25 protein-coding genes are annotated in these 26,011 nt (G+C 43.9%); 22 read left to right on the forward strand and 3 right to left on the reverse strand.

All coding sequences use genetic code 11. The annotated features are described in order from the left end of the window. The first annotated feature begins 1 nt into the window (after window position 1). From NYE22_RS03110 to NYE22_RS03135, 6 genes are read left to right on the forward strand one after another with little or no spacing between them, the layout of a single operon-like run. A complete protein-coding gene (locus NYE22_RS03110; RefSeq protein ID WP_010886622.1) occupies window positions 2-478 on the forward strand; it encodes an 8-oxo-dGTP diphosphatase in 477 nt (158 codons plus the stop codon). Window positions 479-502: 24 nt separating this feature from the next. After that, complete coding sequence (gene rapZ, locus NYE22_RS03115) at window positions 503-1,390, forward strand: RNase adapter RapZ (protein ID WP_003228143.1); 888 nt, start codon at window positions 503-505, stop codon at window positions 1,388-1,390. Between the two features lies 1 nt (window position 1,391). After that, on the forward strand, window positions 1,392-2,345 hold the full coding sequence (gene mgfK / locus NYE22_RS03120) for a gluconeogenesis morphogenetic factor (RefSeq protein ID WP_049140423.1): 954 nt from the start codon (window positions 1,392-1,394) through the stop codon (window positions 2,343-2,345). 22 nt (window positions 2,346-2,367) lie between these two features. Beyond that, window positions 2,368-3,318, forward strand: coding sequence for a DNA-binding protein WhiA (gene whiA, locus NYE22_RS03125; RefSeq protein ID WP_003243775.1), 951 nt, complete (start codon window positions 2,368-2,370; stop codon window positions 3,316-3,318). 23 nt (window positions 3,319-3,341) lie between these two features. Further along, complete coding sequence (locus NYE22_RS03130) at window positions 3,342-3,599, forward strand: HPr family phosphocarrier protein (protein ID WP_077671033.1); 258 nt, start codon at window positions 3,342-3,344, stop codon at window positions 3,597-3,599. Continuing rightward, window positions 3,600-4,364 carry an arylamine N-acetyltransferase gene (locus NYE22_RS03135; protein ID WP_326274696.1) on the forward strand — a complete coding sequence of 255 codons (765 nt, stop codon included), beginning with the start codon at window positions 3,600-3,602 and terminating at the stop codon, window positions 4,362-4,364. A gap of 35 nt (window positions 4,365-4,399) precedes the next feature. Here NYE22_RS03135 and NYE22_RS03140 read toward each other — a convergent pair whose 3' ends face one another. Next, window positions 4,400-4,609, reverse strand: a complete 210-nt coding sequence (locus NYE22_RS03140) for a hypothetical protein (protein WP_021480676.1) — start codon at window positions 4,607-4,609, stop codon at window positions 4,400-4,402. A gap of 146 nt (window positions 4,610-4,755) precedes the next feature. Here NYE22_RS03140 and psdR point away from each other — a divergent pair, with 146 nt between their 5' ends. The 4 genes from psdR (at window position 4,756) to psdB (ending at window position 9,310) form a co-directional block, all read left to right on the forward strand. Beyond that, window positions 4,756-5,469: a two-component system response regulator PsdR gene (gene psdR, locus NYE22_RS03145; protein ID WP_342412284.1), complete on the forward strand. Its 714-nt coding sequence runs from the start codon at window positions 4,756-4,758 to the stop codon at window positions 5,467-5,469. Beyond that, a complete protein-coding gene (gene psdS, locus NYE22_RS03150; protein WP_049140409.1) occupies window positions 5,463-6,533 on the forward strand; it encodes a two-component sensor histidine kinase PsdS in 1,071 nt (356 codons plus the stop codon). Before psdR ends, psdS begins: the two co-directional genes overlap by 7 nt. An 82-nt stretch (window positions 6,534-6,615) precedes the next feature. Further along, window positions 6,616-7,395, forward strand: coding sequence for a lantibiotic ABC transporter ATP-binding protein PsdA (gene psdA / locus NYE22_RS03155; RefSeq protein ID WP_003228167.1), 780 nt, complete (start codon window positions 6,616-6,618; stop codon window positions 7,393-7,395). Then, complete coding sequence (gene psdB / locus NYE22_RS03160; RefSeq protein WP_342412285.1) at window positions 7,370-9,310, forward strand: lantibiotic ABC transporter permease PsdB; 1,941 nt, start codon at window positions 7,370-7,372, stop codon at window positions 9,308-9,310. The genes psdA and psdB overlap by 26 nt, the downstream gene beginning before the upstream one ends. A 36-nt stretch (window positions 9,311-9,346) precedes the next feature. Here the strand turns inward: psdB and NYE22_RS03165 are convergent, their stop codons facing one another. Continuing rightward, window positions 9,347-10,324: a D-glycerate dehydrogenase gene (locus NYE22_RS03165; protein ID WP_342412286.1), complete on the reverse strand. Its 978-nt coding sequence runs from the start codon at window positions 10,322-10,324 to the stop codon at window positions 9,347-9,349. A gap of 383 nt (window positions 10,325-10,707) precedes the next feature. Between NYE22_RS03165 and NYE22_RS03170 the strand changes: the two genes are divergently transcribed. After that, window positions 10,708-11,301, forward strand: a complete 594-nt coding sequence (locus NYE22_RS03170; RefSeq protein WP_003228173.1) for a carbonic anhydrase — start codon at window positions 10,708-10,710, stop codon at window positions 11,299-11,301. Window positions 11,302-11,319: 18 nt separating this feature from the next. Further along, a complete protein-coding gene (locus NYE22_RS03175) occupies window positions 11,320-12,912 on the forward strand; it encodes a SulP family inorganic anion transporter (RefSeq protein ID WP_003228175.1) in 1,593 nt (530 codons plus the stop codon). Window positions 12,913-12,938: 26 nt separating this feature from the next. Here NYE22_RS03175 and NYE22_RS03180 read toward each other — a convergent pair whose 3' ends face one another. Beyond that, window positions 12,939-13,259, reverse strand: a complete 321-nt coding sequence (locus NYE22_RS03180) for a MazG-like family protein (protein WP_003242570.1) — start codon at window positions 13,257-13,259, stop codon at window positions 12,939-12,941. 116 nt (window positions 13,260-13,375) lie between these two features. On the opposite strand from NYE22_RS03180, the gene NYE22_RS03185 reads away from it, so the two are divergent. The 10 genes from NYE22_RS03185 to pgmB all read left to right on the forward strand — a co-directional run bounded on the left by NYE22_RS03185 (window position 13,376) and on the right by pgmB (window position 25,998). Next, on the forward strand, window positions 13,376-13,951 hold the full coding sequence (locus tag NYE22_RS03185) for a TIGR00730 family Rossman fold protein (RefSeq protein WP_003228180.1): 576 nt from the start codon (window positions 13,376-13,378) through the stop codon (window positions 13,949-13,951). 191 nt (window positions 13,952-14,142) lie between these two features. Then, entirely contained in the window at window positions 14,143-15,093 is a 951-nt protein-coding gene (locus tag NYE22_RS03190; protein WP_049140405.1) for a LacI family DNA-binding transcriptional regulator, read from the forward strand. Window positions 15,094-15,205: 112 nt separating this feature from the next. Beyond that, the gene (gene mdxD, locus NYE22_RS03195; RefSeq protein ID WP_342412287.1) at window positions 15,206-16,975 is read left to right on the forward strand and encodes a maltogenic alpha-amylase; all 1,770 of its coding nucleotides are present in this window, start codon (window positions 15,206-15,208) and stop codon (window positions 16,973-16,975) included. Between the two features lie 95 nt (window positions 16,976-17,070). Continuing rightward, complete coding sequence (gene mdxE / locus NYE22_RS03200) at window positions 17,071-18,324, forward strand: maltodextrin ABC transporter substrate-binding protein MdxE (protein WP_003243721.1); 1,254 nt, start codon at window positions 17,071-17,073, stop codon at window positions 18,322-18,324. Window positions 18,325-18,363: 39 nt separating this feature from the next. Continuing rightward, complete coding sequence (gene mdxF, locus NYE22_RS03205; RefSeq protein WP_124072690.1) at window positions 18,364-19,671, forward strand: maltodextrin ABC transporter permease MdxF; 1,308 nt, start codon at window positions 18,364-18,366, stop codon at window positions 19,669-19,671. Then, window positions 19,672-20,508 (forward strand): maltodextrin ABC transporter permease MdxG, encoded by an 837-nt coding sequence (gene mdxG / locus NYE22_RS03210; RefSeq protein WP_038429693.1) that lies wholly within the window; start codon window positions 19,672-19,674, stop codon window positions 20,506-20,508. A 5-nt stretch (window positions 20,509-20,513) separates the two neighbouring features. Then, window positions 20,514-21,398 (forward strand): DUF1189 domain-containing protein, encoded by an 885-nt coding sequence (locus NYE22_RS03215; protein WP_101501489.1) that lies wholly within the window; start codon window positions 20,514-20,516, stop codon window positions 21,396-21,398. Further along, entirely contained in the window at window positions 21,376-23,649 is a 2,274-nt protein-coding gene (mdxK, locus tag NYE22_RS03220; protein ID WP_342412763.1) for a maltose phosphorylase, read from the forward strand. Before NYE22_RS03215 ends, mdxK begins: the two co-directional genes overlap by 23 nt. Next, window positions 23,642-25,327 carry an oligo-1,6-glucosidase gene (malL, locus tag NYE22_RS03225; RefSeq protein WP_342412288.1) on the forward strand — a complete coding sequence of 562 codons (1,686 nt, stop codon included), beginning with the start codon at window positions 23,642-23,644 and terminating at the stop codon, window positions 25,325-25,327. The genes mdxK and malL overlap by 8 nt, the downstream gene beginning before the upstream one ends. After that, window positions 25,324-25,998, forward strand: coding sequence for a beta-phosphoglucomutase (gene pgmB / locus NYE22_RS03230; RefSeq protein WP_072175093.1), 675 nt, complete (start codon window positions 25,324-25,326; stop codon window positions 25,996-25,998). The genes malL and pgmB overlap by 4 nt, the downstream gene beginning before the upstream one ends. Window positions 25,999-26,011 lie beyond the last annotated feature (13 nt).

Below are 26,011 nucleotides of genomic sequence, written 5' to 3' on the forward strand. Positions count from 1 at the left end.
GGTGACGTACTTGCAAAGAGTGACAAATTGTGTGCTTCAGACGGATGACAAAGTTCTTCTGCTTCAAAAGCCGAGACGCGGATGGTGGGTCGCGCCGGGAGGCAAGATGGAGAGCGGAGAATCAGTTAGAGACTCCGTCATCAGAGAGTACAGAGAAGAGACTGGTATCTATATCATAAATCCTCAATTAAAAGGCGTTTTTACCTTTATTATTAAAGACGGTGACCACATTGTCTCCGAGTGGATGATGTTTACGTTTGTCGCTGATTCATATACAGGACAAAATGTATCAGAATCAGAGGAAGGCAAACTGCAGTGGCACGATGTCAATGACATTCAGAACCTGCCTATGGCCCCTGGAGACGGCCATATCCTTGATTTTATGATGAAGGGACAAGGGCTGCTGCACGGCACATTTACGTATACACCGGAATTTGAGCTGCTCAGTTATCGTTTAGACCCGCAGCACATCAAATAGAAAGACAAGTCAGGGGGGAGAAAGATGAGTGCTAGTGAATCACATGATATTCAGCTTGTCATTATAACCGGAATGTCGGGAGCGGGGAAAACGGTCGCGATCCAAAGCTTTGAAGATCTCGGCTATTTCTGCGTCGATAATCTTCCGCCTTCATTGCTTCCGAAGTTTTTAGAGCTGATGAAGGAATCAAATTCGAAAATGAGCAAAGTTGCGCTCGTGATGGATTTGCGCGGCCGCGAATTTTTTGACCGGCTGATTGAAGCGCTGGATGAAATGGCCGAAAATCCGTGGATCACACCGCGAATTTTATTCCTGGACGCGAAGGATTCCATTCTCGTCACAAGATATAAAGAGACGAGACGCTCGCATCCGCTGGCAGCGACTGGCCTGCCGCTTGAAGGCATCGCGCTGGAACGAGAGCTGCTTGAGGAATTAAAAGGCCGCTCTCAAATCATTTACGATACGTCTGACATGAAGCCGCGTGATTTGCGTGAAAAAATCGTGAAGCACTTTGCGACAAACCAAGGAGAGACATTTACCGTGAATGTCATGTCATTTGGTTTTAAATACGGTATTCCAATTGATGCAGATCTCGTCTTTGATGTCAGATTTTTGCCGAATCCGTACTATATCGAAAGTATGCGGCCGCTGACTGGCAAGGATAAAGAGGTTTCCTCTTACGTCATGAAGTGGAATGAAACACAAAAGTTCAATGAGAAATTAATTGATCTGCTGAGCTTTATGCTTCCATCTTATAAAAGAGAAGGAAAAAGCCAGGTTGTCATTGCGATCGGCTGCACAGGGGGCCAGCACCGCTCTGTGACATTAGCCGAGAATTTAGCTGATTATTTCAAAAAGGATTACTATACTCATGTTACTCACCGGGACATTGAAAAGAGAAGCCGGAAATAAGATGGGACATAAGCCGAAAATTGCAATCTTTGGCGGCGGTACAGGTCTTTCTGTATTGCTTCGGGGCTTAAAGCATAAACCTGTTGACATCACGGCCATTGTAACAGTTGCCGATGATGGGGGAAGCTCTGGCCGTCTGCGGAATGAACTGAAAATTCCGCCTCCCGGAGACATCAGAAATGTGCTTGCCGCTTTATCCGATGTGGAGCCGCTTGTTGAAGATCTTTTTCAGCACCGCTTCAATAAAGGGAATGACTTAACAGGCCATTCTCTCGGGAATTTGATTTTGGCAGCGATGACAAATATAACCGGTGATTTTTTTCACGCTGTCACTGAAATGAGCAAGGTGCTGAATGTAAGAGGAAAGGTTTTGCCGGCTGCCAATGCCAGTGTTGTTTTGCATGCTGAGATGGAAGACGGCCGCGTGGTCTCAGGCGAGTCAACGATCCCAGAATACGGACAGCGCATTAAGCGTGTTTTTCTCACGCCTGAACAGATTGATCCGCTGCCGGAAACAATAGACGTGATCAGGGAAGCGGATTTGATTATTATCGGCCCGGGAAGCCTCTATACAAGCATTCTTCCCAATTTGCTCGTCCCAAAAATCGGGGAAGAAGTGATAAAGGCGCCGGCGAAAAAAGTATACATTTGCAACGTGATGACTCAGCCCGGCGAAACGCTCCATTACACCGCTGCTGATCATGTGAAAGCGCTCAATCAGCATATGGGCTGCGGTTTTATTGATACGATATTAGTGAACAGTGAAGACATTCCCGACGAAATAAAACGTAAGTACGAAATGGAATCGGCGCGTCCTGTTGATTTTGATATCGAAGAGCTGAAAGCGATGGGGCTTGAAGTCATCAGAGATCAAATTGTAACGTATAAAAATGACGTAATACGTCACGATACACATAAAGTGGCCTCTCTTCTTGTTGATTTACTGAAAGAATGAAGCCTTGAAATGAGGTGGCTATATGTCATTTGCATCAGAAACAAAAAAAGAATTAACGAATCTGGAAGTGAAGGACTGCTGCATTAATGCCGAGCTGTCTGCACTCATTCGGATGAATGGAGCTTTATCATTTACAAACCGCCATCTCGTACTCGATGTTCAAACCGAAAACGCGGCGATTGCCCGCCGCATCTATACATTGCTGAAAAAACAATATGATGTGTCGGTCGAGCTGCTGGTCAGAAAGAAAATGCGGCTGAAAAAGAATAACGTCTATATTGTGCGTTTTTCAGAAAATGCAAAAGCGATCTTAGAGGATTTAAAAATACTCGGGGAGAATTTTGTGTTTGAACGAAGTATTTCGAAAGAGCTGGTCAAAAAGAGATGCTGCAAGCGTTCTTATATGAGAGGAGCATTTTTGGCAGGAGGTTCGGTCAATAACCCGGAAACCTCCTCGTATCATTTAGAAATCTTCTCTCTTTATAAGGAGCATAACGATTCATTATGTGACCTGTTAAATGAGTTTCAGTTAAACAGCAAAACGCTTGAACGGAAAAAAGGCTACATTACCTATTTAAAAGAGGCTGAAAAGATTACAGAGTTTCTGAACGTAATTGGCGCTCACAATTCGCTTCTGCGATTTGAGGATGTCAGAATCGTCCGGGACATGAGAAATTCGGTCAACCGCCTCGTCAATTGTGAAACAGCCAACTTAAACAAAACAATCGGCGCATCGCTGAGACAGGTGGAAAATATTAAATACATCGATGAAAGAATCGGCCTGGAGGCGCTGCCTGAAAAACTTCGGGAAATTGCGCAGCTGCGAATTGATTATCAGGAAGTGACGCTGAAAGAGCTGGGGGAAATGGTAGCAAGCGGGAAAATCAGCAAATCAGGGATCAATCACAGGCTGAGAAAACTTGACGAAATCGCAGAACAGCTGCGGACAGGGCAAACCGTCACTTTAAAATAACCGTAAAGAAAAGGGGAGATCTTATGGTTCAACAGAAAGTGGAAGTTCGATTAAAGACAGGACTGCAAGCACGTCCTGCTGCTTTGTTTGTACAAGAAGCAAACCGGTTTACGTCAGATGTGTTTCTTGAGAAGGATGGGAAAAAAGTAAACGCCAAAAGCATCATGGGGCTGATGAGCCTTGCGGTAAGCACAGGCACTGAGGTTATCTTGATTGCCCAGGGAGAAGATGAACAAGAGGCGCTGGAGAAGCTGGCTGCTTACGTTCAAGAAGAAGTTTAGGTGATAAAAATGAGTGACTTTCTAAAAGATTGCTTTCAGAAAATTGGCTGGGAGAAAGATCATGTCAGCTTCGGCGATCTTCCCCTTTTTCTCAAAGCAATGGCATACCGTTTTCCATTCGAAAACCGTGCCGTACTTGCAAAAGAGAATTATAAGATCACAAAAGAAGAGCTATGGCGACGTCTGCTCAAAGATCAGCACGGCGGCCTATGCTACGATCTAAATGGTTTCCTTTATTTTGTCTTGCATGAGGCCGGGTTTCATGTGAAGCTCATTCGAGGAACGGTTTATGCAGGCAATCAAGAGGGATGGGCACTAGAAGGGACGCATGCTGCTGTATGGCTGTCTGCGGAAAACGGCGATTACCTCGTTGATATCGGCTTCGGCATCAACCTGGCGCTCCAGCCGATACCGCTTTCCGGAGAAACGGTACAGTCACCAGTTGGGTCATTCCGAATCAAAAAAGAAGAGACAGAAAAGGGCAGCCATGTTCTTCTGATGGACAAAGGAGAAGGCTGGCAAATCGGGTACGCCTTTACTCTTGAAGAGAGTGATCTCGGGGACTTAGATAACATGAAGGACATCATTCACTCTCATGAAAAATCTCCTTTTAACAAATCCCTGCTTGCCTCAAAGCTGACGCCGAGCGGAAGGATGGTCATGTCAGAGCGCCATTTTACGATTTATGAAAACGGCGGTGACATTCAAAAAAGCGACATCGGTCCTTCAGGATTTGAAGAGAAATTAAATACTCATTTTTTGTAACGTGAAAAGCTTGCAGGTTATCTGCAAGCTTTTTCTTATGAACAAGTGTAGATTGCTGTATCAAATGCATCTTCTGGGATATACAGTTTTCCCTTTTCGTATTTATAAGGAATTTCATTCTCTTTAAAACACTCTTTTTCATATTCAGTTAGTGTATCCCCAATTTCTATGTATTTCCCGGTATAGTTGGGCTGACATGCAGAAAGAATTGACGTAATTGCCAGAAACAGCATGATTTTCTTCACCACGACACCTGCCTATTATGAAAATTTTACCTTTATCATTCTATCATAACGAAAAGAAAAAGACCGATTTACTATTCCGCACATGCTATAATAATTTTGGAATCTTCTAGAAAAATCATCGTGATGTACATATAAGGGGGATCAACGTGTATCGGATTTTGCTTGTGGAAGATGATGAGCGGATTGCTTCTTTGCTGGGCGGTCATCTTCAAAAATACGGATATGAAGTGAAAATTGCTGAAAAGCTGAATGATATAAAATTGGAATTTGGAGAAATGAAGCCTGATCTTGTGCTGCTTGATATCAACCTGCCTTTTTTTGACGGGTTTTATTGGTGCAGGCAAATTCGTACCATTTCCAATGCGCCGATTATCTTTATATCGGCACGGACCGATGAGCTGAATCAGGTAATGGCGATTGAAAATGGCGGCGATGATTATATCACAAAGCCGTTCCATCTAGAGGTAGTGATGGCCAAAATCAAAAGCGTCCTGCGCCGCACATATGGTGAATACTCGCCCTCTTTGCCGCAGGAATCTAGAATAGTGGAGCTTGGCGGGCTGACGATTTATCCTGATCAAAATGAGGCCGAATGGAACAGCTCCCGTATTCTGTTTTCCCAAAAAGAATTCCAGCTTCTCTCGATTTTTGTGAGGGAGCATAAAAAAATTGTTTCTCGTGATGAACTATTGGAGGCGTTATGGGATGACGTTGATTTTGTCGATGACAATACGTTAACGGTCAATGTCAACCGGCTGCGGAGAAAACTGGAGAATGCAGGACTGACAGATTGCATTTCCACAATCAGAGGACAAGGCTATCAATTTCAAGTCAATCGGAAGGATGAAGCGGAGTGTTAAAAACTTATCTCACCGACCGCTTAGCCATTATTCTATTTTCATTATTAGGGATAGGGTCCGCCATGCTGATTGCGTATTTAAGCATTGTAGAGAGCGGCGCAGAACCTTCCAAAGAAAATATGATGTACATCTGGATTTTGCCCGGTACTCTTTTAGCCGCAGGTTTTGCTATTGATTATGTTCGGCAATTTTCCTTTCTTACATATGTTAAAAAGCTTGCAGAACAAGCCTCTTCTTCGAATGACATCGGACAGTCTTTGAAAGCCCGAAAGCCAAGAACAGGAGAGCAAGCGCTTTGGACGAAAATGATCAACGCACTCGGGCAGCAATACGAAAGCAGGCTCTCACAATATATCAATCAGCAAAAACAGCATTATACCTTCACCAACCAATGGGTCCACCATATGAAAACACCGGTATCCGTCATATCCTTAATGATTCAGGAAGGAAAAAACGGAACCTCATCCTCTTTTCCGACGTTTTTAGAGGAGCTAGAGGATGAGAATGAGAGATTTCGCCACGGTCTTGATATGATGCTGCAAACGGCTCGGCTGGAGGAATTTGCATTTGATGTAAAACCGCAAACCTTTGATTTGGCAGAAATGGTTCGTTCACTGATCAATCAGGAAAAACGTCAGTTTATCAAGCGGCGCCTTTTTCCAACATTACATGTGCCGCCAAATGCCGTTCAGATTTCCAGTGATCAAAAGTGGCTTTCCTTTGTTGTTGAGCAAATCCTTTTCAACGCCTTAAAATACTCAAAGCAAGGTGTGGGAGACCCTATTACAATCCGGATTGAAACGCAGGGACATGAGACGCGATTGTCGGTTGCCGACGAAGGAATCGGCATACCGCCGCAGGATCTGCCGCGGATTTTTGACGCGTTTTTTACCGGAGAAAATGGACGAACCATGAAAGAGGCAACTGGAATGGGCCTTTATTTAGCAAAACAGGTTTGCAGCCGTCTCGGCCATAAGCTGTATGCGGAATCAAAAGAAGGGGCTGGCACTGTGATGACCATCGTGTTTTCAAGTGACACCCTCGTGAATGTGACAGCATTGTAAGGTTGGGGAGCGGAATTGCAAGAAAGTTCGATGGGAGGATGCTGACTTCCTTTTTATAATAAAGAAAAAGGAGGAGCAGAACATGAACGTGTTGCAAACAACGAACCTATCGAAAACGTACTATTCAAATAAAGGAACAATATCATACCAAGCGCTCAGCGCCTTTGATCTCAGTGTGTCAAAAGGAGAATTTGTCGGGATTATGGGGCCGTCGGGAAGCGGAAAAACTACGCTTTTGAATTTGCTGGCTACCATTGATAAGCCGACCCAGGGCGAGATGATGATCAACGGCATTCAGCCGAAAACGTTAAAGGACCAAGAGCTGGCTTTGTTTCGCAGAAGAGAACTCGGCTTCGTCTTTCAGGATTTTAATCTGCTTGATACGCTGACGATTCGTGAAAATATTCTCTTGCCACTCGCATTGGATAAGGTAAAGCTGAGAGAAATGGAAGCCCGATTGGATGAACTGGCGGATACGCTGCAAATCAAGCACATTCTCGATCATCGCACATATGAGGTGTCGGGCGGACAGCAGCAGCGGGCAGCCTGTGCCAGAGCGATTATTCACAATCCGGCGCTCATTCTTGCCGATGAACCGACAGGAAACCTCGACTCAAAATCGGCAAAGCAAGTGATGAACACACTGGCTCAGCTGAATGAGGAAAAGGAAGCGACGATTCTGTTGGTTACGCATGATGCCACAGCAGCAAGTTTCTGTAAACGAATTGTTTTTATTAAAGACGGACGTTTCTTTTCAGAGATTCACAGGGGAACAAACAGGCAGGTGTTTTATCAAAGTATATTGGATACCTTGAGTGTGTTGGGAGGCGATTTTCATGAATTTGAGAACTATCGCCCGTAAAAACATTCTTGGGAATCTGCAACGGTATGTGGCCTACTTTTTAAGCTGTGTGTTTGCCGTTTCGGTGTTTTTTGTCTTCACATCATTTATTTTTCATCCTGATGTCAATGAAGACAATATATATGGCGGAAGCCTTGTCAAAACATGCTTGAGCGCAGCTCTTGTCGTCATCATTGTGTTTTGTATATTTTTCATCACATATTCCAATTCAGCGTTTTTGCAGGCAAGAAAGAAAGAGTTTGGGCTGCTGACACTGTTTGGCACATCAAAGCAGCAGCTTCGCAAGATGATTTATTATGAGCAGTCACTTATTTCTCTTGCGGCGATTGCGGCCGGCATTGGAGCAGGCCTGTTATTTTCAAAACTGTTTTTTATGATCATGACATGGATGCTCAGCGTGAAGGTGCCGATTTCGTTTGCCATTGTGCCGAAAGCGTTTGTGATGACAATTGCCGGCTTTCTCATCCTGTTTCAGACGCTGCTCATTTTATCACTGGGACGGATTCGGAAGCTGGAAATTATTGAACTGATTAAATCGGCCAAAAAGCCGAAAAGTTTGCCAGTTTATTCGAAATGGCTCACTGTATTGTCTTTGCTATGTCTTGGCAGCGGTTATTATCTATCTGCAACAGCCAATGCAATTGACATGATGTTTCGGGTATTTCCAATTTTGATTTTAGTGTTAATTGGCACGTATTTCTTTTTTACACAAAGCAGTGTGGCGTTTTTCCGCATGCTGTACCGAAAGAAACACAGCTTCTACAAAGGCACGAATATCATTGTGCGTTCCAACATGATATTCAGGCTGAAGGATCATGCACGCATGCTGTTTTTAACCTCTGTCATTACAGCGGTCATATTAACAGCTACAGGTGTCATCTATATGTTTTATTCCGATTTACAAAGGCAGGAGGAGCAAAGCATTCCTCAGTCTGTTTCCTGGGTGGAAAAGGATGCTTCCCGCTTTCAGGTCATGAAGCCTGAGACAGCTGAGAATACATTGAAAAAAGCTCATGCTGTTATCAAGTATAAGGTGGATGCCACAGGGATTCCTGTCACTTTTCAGTCAGACTTGCCGTATGGAAATAAGAAGATGGAAGCGGAAGCTCTGCTGATTTCAGAAAAAGTCTATAATCAAGTCGCAAAGGAAAAAGGGTTCCCAGTTATTCATTTACAAGAAAATGAAGCATTTATTAATGTTTCTTTTCAAATGATGGTGAAAGACACATTTGGAGAAGGGGAAACAGCAGCATTTCATATGAAGTCTGGAAAACCCCTTTCCTACGTCATGAAAAAGCAGCAAAACAAAGGGATATTGATGTCTGTCGATGGAGTCAGCCGTTTATTGGTTGTCAGCGAAAAGAGCTTTGACAGTCTGTCACAGGATGTGCCGCTGAAGGAACAGATGAGAATGGTAGGTTATGAGCTTGAGCATTGGCAGGAGACGGTGGATGTCTCTGAAAAGCTTGAAAACATGGTGCCGAAAGAACATACATCTGATTTTCAAACACGTGCTCCTAGTTATCAAATTGTGAAGCAGGGAGTTGCATTAATGCTGTTTATTGGTCTGTTTGTCAGCGTGCTGTTTTTTATCGTGCAAGGAAGCATGCTGTATTTGCGGATGTTTACGGAAATAGAAGATACGAGAGTGCAGGTGTTAGCGTTAAAAAGGATAGGGGTTACGGACAAAGAGATTCACTCGATCCTTGGAAAGCAAATAGGATTTTTATTCTTCATCCCATTTATCGCAGGTACGATTCACGCCGGCTTTGCGTATGCAGCGTTAAGTAATATGCTGAATTCCAATTTATTTCTTGAGGCCGTAATTGTCATCTTCATTTATTTTGTATTCCAGGCTGTTTATTATATCGTCACCCGCCATATTTATAAGCGTGCTGTTCTTCAGCGTATGTAATAGAAATCCGGTCTGTTATCAGACCGGATTTTTGATTTATTGAAATTCTCTTGTGAGATTTTTCGGTGTTTGTCCTTGAATGGCTGCAATCATATTTTCGGCGGCCTGTTTGCACATGTTGAAGCGCACTTTAGCTGTTGCTGAACCGATATGAGGAAGCAGCGTGACATTATCCAGCTGCAGAAGCGGATTATCTCGGGTGACAGGCTCTTTTTCGTATACATCTAAGCCGGCTCCCCTGATCCAGCCTTCCTGAAGAGCGCGAACCAGTGCTTTTTCATCGACTGTCTTTCCCCGGGAAATATTGACGAAAATTGCTGAATCCTTCATTAACTTAAATTCACGTTCTCCTATCATGTGATAGGTTTCATCAGTCAGCGGCGTAATGAGAAGAATAAAATCAGATTGCTCCAGCAATGTATCAAGCTCTGCATACTTAACGCCGATGCTGTCTTCTGTTTCTTGTTTGCGATGTCGGTTATGATAAAGCACTTCCATATCAAAACCAAATTTGGCGCGTCTCGCTGCTTGTTCTCCAATTCTGCCCATGCCGATAATGCCTAACGTTTGATGATGAACATCAATTCCGAAAAGCGCTTCCTCTTCCACGGTTCCCCATTTTCCTGCTCTGACAAAACGGTCCAGTTCGGCAACACGTCTGGCGGAAGACAGAATCAGTGAAAAAGCCAGATCTGCAACTGTGTCATCCAGTGTATAAGGTGTATGAGTGCCGATGACTCCTCTTTCTTTCATTGCTTCTATATCGAAGTTATCGTAGCCTACTGATTGGTTGCTGACCACTTTGAGCTTAGGCGCGTGTTCCAGCAACTCACGATTGATTGACGGCCCGGAAGTCCCTGACGTTAAAAGCCCTTCCACATCTTTTAATTTTTCAAATAGCACGTCACTCGGAAGCGTATCCTCCTGCCATACTTCATAACGGCAATGTTCACCGATGAATGCTTCAATCTCTTCAGGAATCGGTTTTGTGATAAATACAAATGGTTTCAACAAGGCTCCCCCTTTATGGCTGTTGTCTATTTCATTATATCGGAAATAAATAGATGTTAAAAATATAGCTGCGTTCTTTTTATTTTCTGGTTCTTTTGAACTTAAAATGGAGATCGAACAGCTAAATCTGCTTAAAAAAGTTTTTTAATTATCAGAATTCACCCATATTTTTTGTCAGACAAATCATCAATATGCGAGCAGCAGCCGGATTATAGGATTCATTAAATATAAATTTTATTATCTTTGAAAGATATAAATGTTTATGTTTTGATTCTACAGTCCAATTATAGTGTCTTTTTTTGAAATCCTTTTCTTGGCTTATTCCTATGCTATAATTCCTTACTGTAAGCTGGGTAAGAAGGCTTGCAAAATCATATGGATGGGAGATGAATCAAATGGTTTCTTTAACATCAATTTTGGAACACAATCAGCGGTTTGTCAGAGAGAAGAAGTATGAACCGTACAAAACGACAAAGTTTCCTTCGAAAAAGCTCGTCATTGTCACCTGTATGGATACAAGGCTTACAGAACTTCTTCCGCAAGCAATGGGGCTTAGAAACGGTGATGCTAAAATTGTAAAAAACGCGGGAGCCATCGTTTCTCACCCATTTGGAAGCGTGATGCGAAGCATACTGGTCGCGATTTATGAATTGCAGGCTGAAGAGGTATGCATTGTCGGCCATCATGAGTGCGGAATGTCAGGGCTGAATGCGTCCTCGATTCTTGAGAAAGCAAAGGAACGCGGGGTGGAGGATAGCTGCCTGAATTTGCTGACGAGCGCCGGACTTGATTTGAAAACGTGGCTGACCGGTTTTCACAGCGTGGAAGAAAGCGTTTCCCACAGTGTGAACATGATTAAGAACCATCCGCTGCTTCCAAAAAAAGTGCCGGTTCACGGGCTTGTCATTCACCCTGAAACAGGAAAACTTGATGTGGTCATTAACGGTTATGAAACTGAGCTAATAAACAATCACTCATAAGGGAGGTTATAACAAAATATGCGATTCTCAGGGAGATTCAAGGGATATAATTTACAGAAATTTCAGAAAGACTTAATTGCAGGTATCGTAGTAGGTGTCGTGGCAATTCCTTTAGGAATGGCGTTTGCCATTGCCTCGGGAGTCGAGCCCGAATACGGGCTGTACACTGTTGTTATAGCGGGGATTTGTATCTCTTTGTTCGGGGGATCTAAATATCAAATTGGCGGTCCGACAGGCGCCTTTGTCCCGATACTGTTCGGCATTATCATGCAGTACGGATTAGAGAATCTGCTGATCGCAGGGTTTATGGCAGGGGTAATGCTGGTGCTGTTTGGGCTGTTTAAGCTCGGAAAAATAATGAAATTTGTGCCTAAACCCGTTATCGTCGGTTTTACAGCCGGAATTGCCGTGCTGATCTTTACGGAACAAATCGCTAATTTTCTCGGATTGAGAAATGTTGAAAAACATGAGAACTTTCACCACAACATGTTTGAAATTGTGCAGCAGCTCGGCACCTTTAACGTGTATGCCATTTTGACAGCTGTGATCGGGCTCGTCATTTTGCTTGTATCCGCCAAGGTGATGCCTAAAGTGCCGGGCGCTTTGTTGGCGCTTCTTATTTCCACAGTGGTCGCGGTTGTCTTTTTCCCTGACCGCATGGCAACGATCGGGTCAACTTATGGTGAAATCCCCCGCCATTTGCCTGAATTTCAGTTTCCTGAGCTTACTCTGGATAAAATGGTTATGCTGTTTCCGGCTGCGCTTGTCATCGCGCTTCTTGGAGGACTTGAGTCGATTTTGTCCGCAATGGTCGCCGATAACATGAAGGGCTCAAAGCATGACAGCAACAAGGAGCTTGTCGGCCAGGGGATTGCGAATATGGCAGCGCCCCTGTTTGGCGGAATCCCGGCTACAGGAGCGATTGCGAGAACGGCGACCAATATAAAAAACGGAGCGGTTTCTCCAGTTTCCGGCGTCGTTCACGGCGTAGTCGTTCTCCTTGTCCTGCTTGTATTTGCGCCTTATGCGTCCCATGTGCCGCTCGCCAGTATGGCACCGATTCTCATGGTGGTCGCATGGAATATGAGTGAGCGCAAGGAAGTCGCAAACATGCTGAGACTGAAAAACGCTGATTCCTTTATTTTGGCGGCGACCTTCGCCCTTACGGTTCTGTTTGACTTAATCATCGGTGTGGCAACCGGATTGCTGCTTGCATTTGTGTTCTTTATCAGAAGAATGAGCGAAGCGACCCGCATCCACAATCAGGAATCGCATCCTGTTCTGGCGAAGAGAGAAGATCCATCTGTCAGCATGTATGCCATAGAAGGGCCGCTGTTTTTCGGATCAATTGATTCCCTTGAATCGTCATTGCTGGAGCATGTACAGAAAAAACCGAAAACCCTCATTCTGCTCATGAATAAGGTGCACTATATGGATACGTCAGCTGAAGCGGTGCTTGGGAACATTATGAATCGAATTAAACGCCACAATGGAAAGCTGATGATTGTAGGATTGCAATCGCAGCCGAAGGAGCTGCTGCATAAAACAGGCCTTTTTCACAAAATAGGAAAGCAGCATTTCTTTGATCACCATGATGAAATCACAGGTTAAAAAAAGCGGCCATCGCGGCCGCTTTTTTATGCATGCTCAAATCGTTTTGTCAGTTTTTCTTGGTGGGCCTTCATGACGTCTTCTAAAGAGACACCATACATATCAGCAAGAATGGCGATATTTCCGATGACATCTCCCATTTCTTCAATCAATTCTTGTTTTTGCTCAGCGCGTGACGATTCTTTCTCATCCGGCCGGTCTCTGCCGATTTCATACGCCCTGACAGCCCGGGCCAATTCTCCGGCTTCCTCCATTAAAAAGCCGACGCGAATAAAAGGTCCGTATTCTGTCCAACCTCTTTTTTCGTAAAACTCTTTCATCCATTTTTCTGCATCAGCCAGTTGCAACCCCATCACTCCTGCATTCTTTATGTATTTCATATTGATATTATCACATGAAGATGGGACAATATATAGTGTGTTTTTGAATATTTAACACGATATATAGATGCGGAGATGACAAGATGAAAACCATTTGTGTATTTGCGGGATCAAACCCTGGGGGAAATGAAGCGTATAAAAGAAAAGCGGCAGAGCTTGGCGTGTATATGGCTGAGCAGGGAATCGGCCTTGTCTATGGGGGCTCCCGCGTAGGCTTGATGGGCACGATTGCTGACGCGATTATGGAAAACGGCGGAACTGCAATCGGGGTCATGCCGAGCGGTTTGTTCAGCGGGGAGGTTGTCCATCAAAACCTGACTGAGCTGATTGAAGTAAACGGGATGCATGAACGAAAGGCTAAAATGAGCGAGCTGGCGGACGGCTTTATCTCGATGCCGGGCGGCTTCGGTACATATGAAGAATTATTTGAAGTGCTGTGCTGGGCACAGATCGGCATCCACCAAAAGCCAATCGGACTGTACAATGTAAACGGATATTTTGAACCAATGATGAAAATGGTGAAATACAGCATTCAAGAAGGGTTTTCTAACGAATCGCACCTAAAACTGATTCACAGCTCGTCACGGCCGGATGAGTTAATTGAGCAAATGCAAAATTATTCTTATCCGATTTTAGAAAAAAAGTGGACAGAAATTTAAAAAAGAGACTTTCTCATGGAAGTGGAGAGAATGAGTTATGATCCATGAAATATCGAGTGTTTTTAACAAAGTGAGGTTTCCTTAAGGGAAATCTCTTTTTTATTTCTCTTTTGCCTGCATCGTATATTTAGCAGTAATAGAGGACTTTATCACTAGTTTGGATAATAAGCACAGATAAGGAGGGGATGAAAATGGCAACTTTGTCAGATGTGGCGAAAAAAGCAAATGTTTCAAAAATGACGGTATCACGAGTGATCAATCACCCTGAGACGGTGACAGATGAATTGAAAAAGCTTGTTCATTCTGCGATGAAAGAGCTGAATTACATCCCTAATTATGCGGCGAGAGCGCTCGTGCAAAACAGAACACAGGTTGTGAAACTATTGATACTTGAGGAAATGGATACGACAGAACCATATTACATGAACCTGCTGACAGGAATCAGCAGGGAGCTGGATCGCAATCACTATGCTCTCCAGCTTGTGACAAGAAATTCTCTTAATATTGGCCAATGTGACGGCATTATTGCCACCGGCTTGAGAAAGAACGATTTTGAAGGTGTAATAAAAGCTTTTGAGAAGCCGCTCGTCGTATTTGGACAAAATGAAATGGGCTATGACTTTATCGATGTGAATAACGAGAAAGGCACTTTTATGGCAACCCGCCATGTTATGGGGCTGGGGGAGCGGGAAGTTGTCTTTTTTGGCATTGATTTAGATGAGCCTTTCGAACGTGCAAGAGAACAGGGGTATATGCGGGCGATGAATAAAAGATTTAAAAAATCGAATATGTTTCGGATCGACAACAGTTCTAAGAAAAGTGAAGGCCTTGCAAGAGAACTGCTGAAATCCATGGACAATCAGGCCGCATTTGTCTGCGCATCTGATCGAATCGCGCTCGGCGTCATTCGTGCGGCGCAATCCCTTGGAAAGCGAATTCCAGAAGACGTTGCGGTTACCGGAAATGACGGTGTGTTTCTTGATCGCATCTCCTCGCCGCGCTTGACTACGGTCAGACAGCCTGTTGTTGAAATGGGGGAAGCCTGTGCGAAAATGTTGCTGAAAAAAATGAATGAAGACGGTGCTGCACAAGGAAGTCTATTTTTTGAACCAGAGTTAATTGTACGAGAATCAACGCTGTAAGCGCCGTATTCTGTTATCGGTAACAGGGTGAAAAGGATTGTTCCCACAATTTCATCATGATACTTTCAAACTATGAGCCGGCTTCAATAAAACGGAAATCAAAGGGGGAAACATGATGGAATATGCAGCGATTCACCACCAGCCATTCAGCACAGATGCTTATTCTTATGATGGGCGGACTGTGCATATCAAGATTCGGACGAAAAAAGGTAATGCAGATCACATTCGATTCATTTGGGGTGATCCCTATGAGTACAACGACGGCAAATGGTCGGCAAACGAGCAGCCGATGAGAAAAATTGCTGCAACAGAAATGCATGACTATTGGTTTGCTGAAGTGGTGCCGCCATTTAGGCGTTTACAATATGCGTTTGTTGTAACAGACGATCATGAAGACATCTTTTTCGGAAGTTCGGGTGTATGCCCTTATAACGAAAAAACACTGGAAACGATTCATTATTACTTTAAATTTCCGTTTGTTCACGAGGCTGATACATTTCAAGCGCCTGAATGGGTCAAGTCAACGGTTTGGTATCAAATTTTTCCGGAGCGTTTTGCAAATGGAAGAGAAGACTTGTCACCGAAGAATGCATTGCCGTGGGGGAGCAAGGACCCGGACGTCAATGATTTTTTTGGAGGAGATTTGCAAGGGATTGTTGACAAGCTTGATTATTTAGAGGATTTAGGGGTGAACGGCATTTATCTGACGCCGATCTTTTCCGCGCCTTCTAATCATAAATACGACACGCTGGATTACTTTTCTATTGATCCGCATTTCGGGGATCTAGAGATTTTTCGTACATTGGTCAGCCAGCTTCATCAGCGGGGGATGAGAATTATGTTAGATGCGGTTTTTAACCATATAGGAAGCGCGTCTCCGCAATGGCAGGATGTCGTCAAAAACGGAGCTCGATCCCGCTATAAAGACTGGTTCCATATTCACTCTTTTCCCGTCACAGGCGACAATTATGACAGGTTTGCTTTTACAGCTGATATGCCGAAGCTAAACACGGCTAATCCCGAAGTGCAGAAATATTTGCTTGATATTGCTTTGTACTGGATTCGCGAATTTGACATTGACGGCTGGCGTTTGGATGTCGCAAATGAAGTGGATCACGTGTTTTGGAAGACATTCAGGCAGGCTGTATCTACTGAAAAGCCTGACGTTTATATTTTAGGTGAGATCTGGCATTCTGCCGAACCCTGGCTTAGAGGGGATGAATTTCATGCGGCGATGAATTACCCTTTTACTGAGCCTATGATTGAATATTTTGCTGACCGGACGATCCCAGCCTCACGTATGGCCTACCGTGTCAATGCACATTTGATGAATGGAATGAAGCAGGCCAATGAGGTGATGTTTAATTTACTGGATAGCCATGATACAAAGCGCCTTTTGACCAGATGCCGCAATGATGAGAAGAAAGCACGCGCGTTGCTGGCCTTTATGTTTGCCCAGACAGGCTCACCATGCATCTATTACGGGACGGAAATCGGGCTGGACGGCGAAAATGATCCATTATGCCGGAAATGTATGGTTTGGGAAAAGGAGAAGCAAAACCAAGACATGCTGCAATTTATGAAACGGTTAATTGCTTTACGCAAGCAGGAAAGCACTTTATTGACTGAAGGACATCTTGAGTGGAATCTGCTGGATGACCAAAACGATTTTATTAGCTTTTCACGGACTCTTGATGAAAAAATACTGATTTATTTCTTTAATCAAGGGAATGTGGTTCAACACGTCAGTTTACTAGATTTGAATATTGAAAGGAATAAGAGGATCTGTGATGCATGGACAGAGCAGCCGCTTCAGCATCACGATGTCATTGCCGTTCAGCCGGGAGAATTTTTGATTTTGAGTGCTGCTGCCCCAGTATAACATTCTGTTATCGGTAACAAATCGAAAGTTGTTGTAACCGCTTTCTATAGGACAATACAATTGTTATAGTTTCGTAAATAGAAGGGGGAAAAGAGATGGTTCTTTTAAAAAAGGGGTTCGCCATATTGGCGGCATCATTCCTGGCAATCGGCCTTGCCGCCTGCTCAAGTTCAAAAAATCCAGCAAGCTCTGATGGCAAAAAGGTGCTGACTGTGTCTGTCGAAGAAACGTATAAAGAATACATTGAAAGCATAAAAACAAAGTTCGAAAAAGAAAATGATGTCACAGTAAAAATTGTTGAAAAGCAAATGTTCGAACAGTTGGAAGCGCTTCCTCTTGATGGCCCGGCGGGTAATGCGCCTGATGTTATGCTTGCTGCATATGACCGGATCGGCGGTTTGGGACAACAAGGACATTTACTTGATATTAAGCCATCTAACACAAAAAGCTTTGGTGATAAAGAAATGCAGCAGGTGACAGTTGACGGCAAAGTGTACGGAATGCCGCTAGTCATTGAGACACTTATTTTGTATTACAACAAAGATCTTTTAAAAACAGCGCCAAAAACATTTAAAGACCTTGAAAAGTTAACGGAAGATCCTCGATTCGCGTTTGCTTCGGAAAAAGGAAAATCAACCGGATTTTTAGCAAAATGGACTGACTTTTATATGTCGTACGGCTTATTGGCTGGATACGGCGGATATGTGTTTGGAAAAAACGGCACAGATTCCGGGGACATCGGCCTGAACAATAAAGGGGCTGTAGAAGCGGTGAAATATGCGGAGAAATGGTTTGAGACATATTGGCCGAAAGGAATGCAAGACAATTCAAGCGCAGACGACTTTATTCAGCAGATGTTTTTAGAAGGCAAAGCGGCTGCGATCATTGGCGGTCCTTGGTCAGCTGCCAACTATAAAGAGGCTAAATTGAACTACGGAGCGGCTCCCATTCCGACATTGCCAAATGGAGAAGAATACGCCCCTTTTGCTGGCGGGAAGGGCTGGGTTGCCTCGAAATATACAAAAGAGCCCGAGCTGGCTGAAAAATGGCTTGAGTATGCTGCAAATGATGCCAATGCTTACGCTTTTTATGAGGATACAAACGAAGTTCCGGCCAACACGGCTGCAAGGAAGAAAGCCGATGAGCAAAAGAATGAACTGACGTCAGCTGTGATTAAACAATATGAAACAGCAACGCCGACTCCAAATATTCCGGAAATGGCTGAAGTATGGACAGGAGCGGAAAGTTTAATTTTTGATGCAGCTTCAGGAAAAAAATCGACACAAACATCAGCGAATGATGCTGTAAACGTCATAAAGGAAAATATTAAAGAAAAGTATGTGAAATAAAACGGCGGGATAGCGTCCGGAAGAATAGAGGGCGGAAAAATGAATAAACATCACACACTTGCAAAGCAAAAACGAAAGGCAGGGCTTTTATCGATTATTCCAGGACTTGGGCAGATTGCGAATCAGCAGTTGTCAAAGGGGCTCTTATTTCTTGCCATCACAGGCTTGTTTGCTTTTGAATTATGCGTTTTCGGTATACAGGCGCTAACCGGATTGATGACATTGGGAAGTGTTCCCGGTGAAGATCACTCGCTGTTTATGCTGATTGAAGGCACGCTGCAATTGATCGTGACAATGATTTTCCTCATGTTCTATATCTTTAATATTCATGATTCGCGTAAGACCGCCGCAATGAAAGCGGCGGGTTTGGAAGTCAATACAACAGCCAAGGATATGATCTGTCATGCGGGCGATAAAGGGTTTCCATATCTATTTACACTGCCGGCATATATCATGATGGTGTTTGTGATTATCTTTCCGGTTTTGGTGACTCTGTTTGTTGCATTAACAAACTATGATTTTTATCATATTCCGCCTAATCGTCTGATTGACTGGGTCGGGTTTGAAAATTTCTTGAATATTTTTTTCCTTGGCTCCTATCGTGAAACATTTGTGAATGTACTGGGCTGGACGGTTATCTGGACAATCTGTGCAACAACGCTGCAAATCATTTTAGGTATTGTGACGGCACTTTTCGTCAATCAGGATTTTATAAAAGGCAAGCGGATATTTCGAATGATTTTCTTATTTCCATGGGCTGTTCCGGCGTTTATTACAATCATGAGTTTTTCCAACATGTTTAACGACAGCATAGGAGCGGTGAATGCACAGGTGATACCATTATTCAATCACCTGCCGTTTGTCGAGCTGCCTGCGATCGCGTGGAAGACCGATCCTTTCTGGACAAAGACAGCCCTCATTATGATTCAAACGTGGCTCGGCTTTCCATATATATATGTCATGGTAACGGGAGTGCTTCAGGCGATTCCAGGTGAATTGTATGAAGCGGCAAAGATTGACGGGGCCACTTTTATTCAGCGTTTTCGGCATATTACATTCCCGATGATTTTATTTGCCACAGCACCCGTGATGATTACTCAGTATACGTTTAATTTCAATAATTTCTCGATCATCTATTTATTTAATGAGGGAGGGCCAGGCAGTGCGGGAGCCGGGGCCGGGTCGACCGATATCTTAATTTCGTGGATTTATAAACTGACAACAGGCACATCACCCCAATATTCCGTTGCGGCGGCTGTGACACTGTTAATTTCTTTCATTGTCATTGGAATTTCACTGATTGCTTTCAAAAAATCGAATGCTTTTGGCAATGAGGAGGTTATGTAGGTGAACGCGAGCACTGCCAGAATGCTTAATAAAATCTGTACGTATTTCTTTTTGACGCTTTTAAGTATTGTCATTATATATCCGTTGCTGATTACGGCATCATCAGCCTTCCGTGTGGGGAATTCGGCGGCTTTTCAGCTCGATTTTTCGGGTCCTTGGACATTGGATCATTTTAAGCGGCTATTTGACGAAACGCTTTATCTCAATTGGTACAGCAATACACTTGTCATCGCGCTATCGGTCATGGTTTTGCAGGTTACGATTGTGACACTTGCCGGGTACTCGTACAGCCGCTATCGGTTTGCAGGCAGAAAAAAGAGCCTGATATTCTTTTTAATCATTCAAATGGTGCCGACAATGGCGGCGCTGACTGCTTTTTATGTCTTGGCGATGCTAATAGGCGCACTCGATCAATACTGGTTTTTAACAGCGATCTATATCGGCGGCGGAATTCCGATGAACACGTGGCTGATGAAAGGTTATTTTGATACTGTGCCGAGAGAAATTGATGAAGCCGCGCGAATTGACGGAGCGGGACATCTGAGGATTTTCGCTTCAATTGTTCTACCGCTTGTTAAGCCAATGCTCGCGGTACAAGCGCTTTGGGCGTTTATGGCACCGTTTGGCGACTATTTGCTGGCGAAATTTCTGCTTCGCTCACCGGAAAGGCTGACCATCGCTGTAGGATTACAATCCTTTATTTCTAATCCGCAGCAGCAAAAAGTAGCTCTATTTGCAGCCGGTGCCATCCTTGCCGCACTGCCGATATGCGTTCTATTCTTTTTTCTCCAAAAGAACTTTGTGTCCGGTTTGACAGCCGGCGGAACAAAGGGGTAATGCAAATGAAGAATCTGGAGAATAAAAGCTTTATCATCCGCTGCCTGAAGGCGGCTGCATCCCCATCAGGTGTTTGCCGTTACGGGAATACCTTCAGCTGGCTGCAGCTCTCTTTTCTCTTTATGTTTTTAACGGCCTGCTTAATGACGCCGTTAGCGGTTTCGTTTGTGAAAATGGATCGCTTCAGCGTTGCATCTTTCATGCCGTCAGCGATTCAAGGGGTTAATGATCAATTTGCTGATCAATTGCAGGGTTTTCAAATCAGGAACGGAAAACTAACAGGCGGGAAGAGCTCTGAGAGAATTGAAGATGGGCAGAATGTGATGGCAGTCGATATGAAGCATGAATATGAGACAAGCGGTGAAAATGGGCGATTGAAAGTAACTGGATTTGAAAACGCCATCATATTTCAACCTGATCAACTGGTGATCACCGATCAAAACGAAACGGGGTTTTCTGTTGGCTATGCGAAAATGGACGTTAAGCTCGAGAAACCAAACGTCCATGATGTAGAGGTCTTGATCGATACATTGTGGTTGGCACAGTATAAGCCGATGATCATGATGCTGGCATATACGGTGGTTTCTATGATCCAGCTTTTGTTAACGTTTGTTCTTGCCGGAGGTCTCTGGATCACAAAAATATCAAACATGGTCTCTATTGCATCATTCAAGGAAGCGGCCTCTATAGCGATTTGCGCATCAGCACTGCCGGCATTTGCGGCAGCTGCTATCGGCATGGTTCATTTTGATTTGATTACTGTATTGATGATCCATTCGTGTGGCGTTACTTTGATGATCTCTTTTGCATTTAGATATTTGACCAAAATCCGCCGTGATAATGGAAACTTACATTCGGGAGGAAATGATGATAAATCAGCGGTTATTTGAGATTGATGAATGGAAAATCAAAACAAATACATTTAATAAGGAGCATACACGGCTGCTGGAAAGCCTGACGTCTCTTGCCAATGGCTATATGGGGGTCAGAGGGAATTTTGAAGAAGGCTATTCAGGCGACAGTCACCAAGGCACATATATTGCAGGCGTGTGGTTCCCCGACAAAACGCGAGTCGGCTGGTGGAAAAACGGGTATCCGGAATATTTCGGAAAAGTGATCAATGCAATGAACTTTATGGGCATAGGCTTATATGTTGACGGTGAAAAAATCGATCTCCATCAAAACCCAATCAAATCATTTGAGGTAGAACTCAATATGAAAGAGGGGATTCTGCGGCGAAGCGCTGTTGTCCGCATTCAAGATAAATCCGTCAGAATCAGGTCAGAGCGGTTTCTTAGCCTTGCTGTAAAAGAACTCTGTGCGATTCATTATGAAGCGGAGTGCTTGACGGGAGATGCTGTCATTACGCTTGTTCCTTACCTGGATGGAAATGTGGCAAATGAAGATTCTAACTACGAAGAACAGTTTTGGCAGGAGGAAGCGAAAGGTGCTGATTCTCACAGCGGCCATTTAGCGGCAAAAACAATCGAAAATCCATTTGGAACACCGCGCTTCACGGTTTTAGCCGCAATGGCAAACGAGACGGAGGGTTTTGTCCATGAAAGCTTTAAAACGACTGAAATGTATGTCGAGAATCGCTACAGTTATCAAACGAAGGCATCATTGAAAAAGTTTGTGATTGTCACGACTTCACGTGATTTTCGTGAGGAAGAGCTTTTATCGAAAGCCAAGGAGCTTTTGGCGGATGTGGTAGAGAACGGCTATGAAGATGCAAAACGGAGGCACACTGATCGATGGAAGGAAAGATGGGCAAAAGCGGACATTGAGATTAAAGGAGATGAGGAGCTTCAACAAGGAATCCGCTACAATATCTTTCAGTTATTCTCGACATATTACGGGGGCGATGCCCGTTTGAATATCGGGCCGAAAGGATTTACTGGCGAGAAATATGGAGGTGCCGCATATTGGGATACTGAGGCGTACGCCGTTCCGATGTATTTGGCGACAGCCGAGCCGGAGGTGACGAAAAACCTGCTTTTGTATCGCTATCATCAGTTGGAGGCTGCCAAACGAAACGCTGCAAAATTGGGGATGAAGGGGGCACTTTATCCGATGGTGACGTTCACAGGTGATGAATGCCACAACGAATGGGAAATCACCTTTGAAGAAATTCACCGCAATGGCGCGATCTGTTATGCGATCTACAATTATATCAATTATACAGGCGACCGTAACTATATGGAAGAATACGGGATAGACGTACTTGTGGCAGTCAGCAGATTTTGGGCCGACCGTGTTCACTTCTCGAAACGAAAAAATAAGTATATGATCCATGGCGTCACAGGGCCGAATGAATACGAAAACAACGTTAACAACAATTGGTATACGAATGTCATTGCGGCTTGGACGTTGGAGTATACTCTACAAAGTCTCGAAAGTATCTCAGCGGAGAAACGCCGCCTTCTGGATGTACAGGAAGAAGAATTGAAAGTCTGGAGAGAAATCATCCAGCACATGTACTATCCGTATAATGAAGAACTGCAAATTTTCGTTCAGCATGACACGTTCTTGGACAAAGATCTGCAAGCAGTTGATGAATTAGATCCAGCGGAGCGGCCTCTTTATCAGAAATGGTCATGGGACAAGATTCTCCGCTCCAATTTTATTAAGCAGGCAGATGTTCTCCAAGGCATTTATCTTTTTAATGACCGTTTTACAATGGAAGAAAAACGGCGAAACTTTGAATTTTATGAGCCGATGACTGTTCATGAATCAAGCCTATCGCCCTCTGTCCATGCGATTCTCGCAGCCGAACTCAAGCTGGAAAAGAAAGCGCTCGAATTATATAAGCGCACAGCAAGGCTTGATCTTGATAATTACAATCATGATACGGAAGAAGGCTTGCATATTACTTCAATGACGGGTAGCTGGCTGGCAATCGTTCATGGCTTTGCAGGCATGCGCACCGCGAATGAGACGCTGTCATTTGCTCCGTTTTTGCCGAAAGAATGGGACGAATATTCATTCAACATCAATTATCGAAATCGATTAATCAATGTGACGGTTGACGAAAAGCGCGTTATTTTTGAGCTTGTAAAAGGCGAGCCGCTGCACATGAACGTTTATGAGGAACCAGTTGTCCTACAGGGACGATGTGAAAGGAGAACGCCTAATGAGTGAATGGTGGAAAGAAGCTGTCGTTTATCAAATTTACCCGCGCAGTTTTTATGATGCCAATGGAGATGGATTCGGGGATTTGCAAGGTGTGATTCAAAAGCTGGATTACATCAAAAATCTCGGGGCGGATGTCATCTGGCTCTCCCCGGTATTTGATTCCCCGCAGGATGACAACGGATATGATATCAGTGATTACAAAAACATGTATGAAAAGTTTGGGACAAATGAAGATATGTTTCAGCTGATTGATGAAGTCCATAAACGCGGAATGAAAATCGTCATGGATTTGGTCGTGAACCACACATCAGATGAGCATGCTTGGTTTGCTGAAAGCCGCAAGTCGAAGGACAATCCTTACCGGAATTATTATTTTTGGAAAGATCCTAAACCGGACGGCTCAGAGCCGAATAATTGGGGATCGATCTTTTCAGGTTCAGCGTGGACATACGATGAAGGAACAGGGCAGTATTATTTGCACTACTTTTCGAAAAAACAGCCTGATTTAAATTGGGAAAACGAAGCCGTTCGCCGGGAAGTTTATGATGTAATGAGATTCTGGATGGATAGAGGCGTTGACGGCTGGCGGATGGATGTGATTGGCTCTATTTCTAAATACACCGATTTTCCGGACTACGAAACGGATCACAGCCGCAGCTATATTGTCGGCCGTTATCACTCTAACGGCCCACGTCTTCATGAGTTTATTCAAGAGATGAACAGGGAAGTGCTTTCTCATTACGACTGCATGACAGTCGGAGAGGCAAACGGCTCTGATATTGAAGAGGCGAAAAAGTACACAGATGCAAGCAGGCAAGAGCTGAATATGATCTTTACATTTGAACATATGGATATTGATACAGAACAAAACTCGCCAAATGGGAAATGGCAGATCAAGCCGTTTGATTTGATTGCTTTAAAAAAGACGATGACAAGGTGGCAGACCGGGTTAATGAATGTCGGCTGGAATACCCTTTATTTTGAGAACCATGATCAGCCGAGGGTTATTTCCCGCTGGGGCAATGACAGGAAACTGCGTAAGGAATGTGCGAAGGCATTTGCAACGGTTTTGCACGGCATGAAAGGAACGCCGTTTATTTACCAGGGAGAAGAAATCGGCATGGTCAACAGCGATATGCCGCTGGAGATGTATGATGATCTTGAAATAAAGAATGCATATCGTGAACTAGTCGTCGAAAACAAAACGATGTCAGAAAAAGAGTTTGTCAAAGCCGTGATGATAAAAGGAAGGGATCATGCGAGAACACCTATGCAGTGGGATGCCGGAAAACATGCGGGATTCACAACCGGAGACCCGTGGATACCGGTAAATTCCCGCTATCAAGATATCAATGTGAAAGAGTCCTTGAAAGATCAAGATTCGATTTTCTTTTACTATCAGAAGCTCATTCAATTACGAAAGCAATATAAGATTATGATATATGGCGATTATCAGCTGTTGCAGGAGAATGATCCGCAGGTCTTTTCTTACCTTCGAGAATATCAAGGGGAAAAGCTTCTTGTCGTTGTGAATTTATCGGAAGAAAAGGCTCTGTTCGAAGCGCCTCCAGAACTGATTCATGAGCGTTGGAAAGTGCTGATTTCAAACTATCCGCAGGAGCGGGCTGACTTAAAGAGTATTAGCCTCAAACCTTATGAAGCTGTGATGGGCATTAGTATATGAAAGCGGTCATTTTTGATTTAGACGGAGTGATAACAGATACTGCTGAATATCATTTTCTCGCTTGGAAGCACATCGCAGAACAAATCAATATCCCCTTTGACAGAGACATGAATGAAAGGCTAAAAGGAATCAGCAGAGAAGAGTCACTTGAAAGCATATTGATCTCTGGCGGTGCGGAAACAAAGTATACAAATGCGGAGAAACAAGAACTAATGCATCGGAAAAATCACGATTATCAAACGTTGATCAGCAAATTGACGCCGGAAGATCTTTTACCGGGGATTGGCAGGCTCCTATGTCAATTGAAAAACGAAAATATAAAAATCGGGTTAGCATCTTCAAGTCGCAATGCTCCTAAGATTTTAAGACGTTTGGCAATTATCGATGATTTTGATGCCATTGTTGATCCGACGACTCTTGCGAAGGGGAAGCCTGATCCTGACATCTTTTTAACAGCTGCAGCGATGCTCGATGTTTCCCCTGCTGATTGCGCGGCAATAGAAGACGCAGAAGCAGGCATTTCTGCAATCAAATCTGCAGGGATGTTTGCGGTTGGTGTCGGTCAAGGACAGCCGATGCTTGGTGCTGATCTGGTTGTGAGGCAGACGAATGATCTAACACTTGAGCTGTTACACGAGGAATGGGAGCAGTTTAGAATCAAAAGTGTTTAAATGAAAAAAACCT

Source organism: Bacillus sp. FSL K6-1560, assembly GCF_038592935.1.
GTDB classification, from domain to species: Bacteria; Bacillota; Bacilli; order Bacillales; family Bacillaceae; genus Bacillus; species Bacillus subtilis.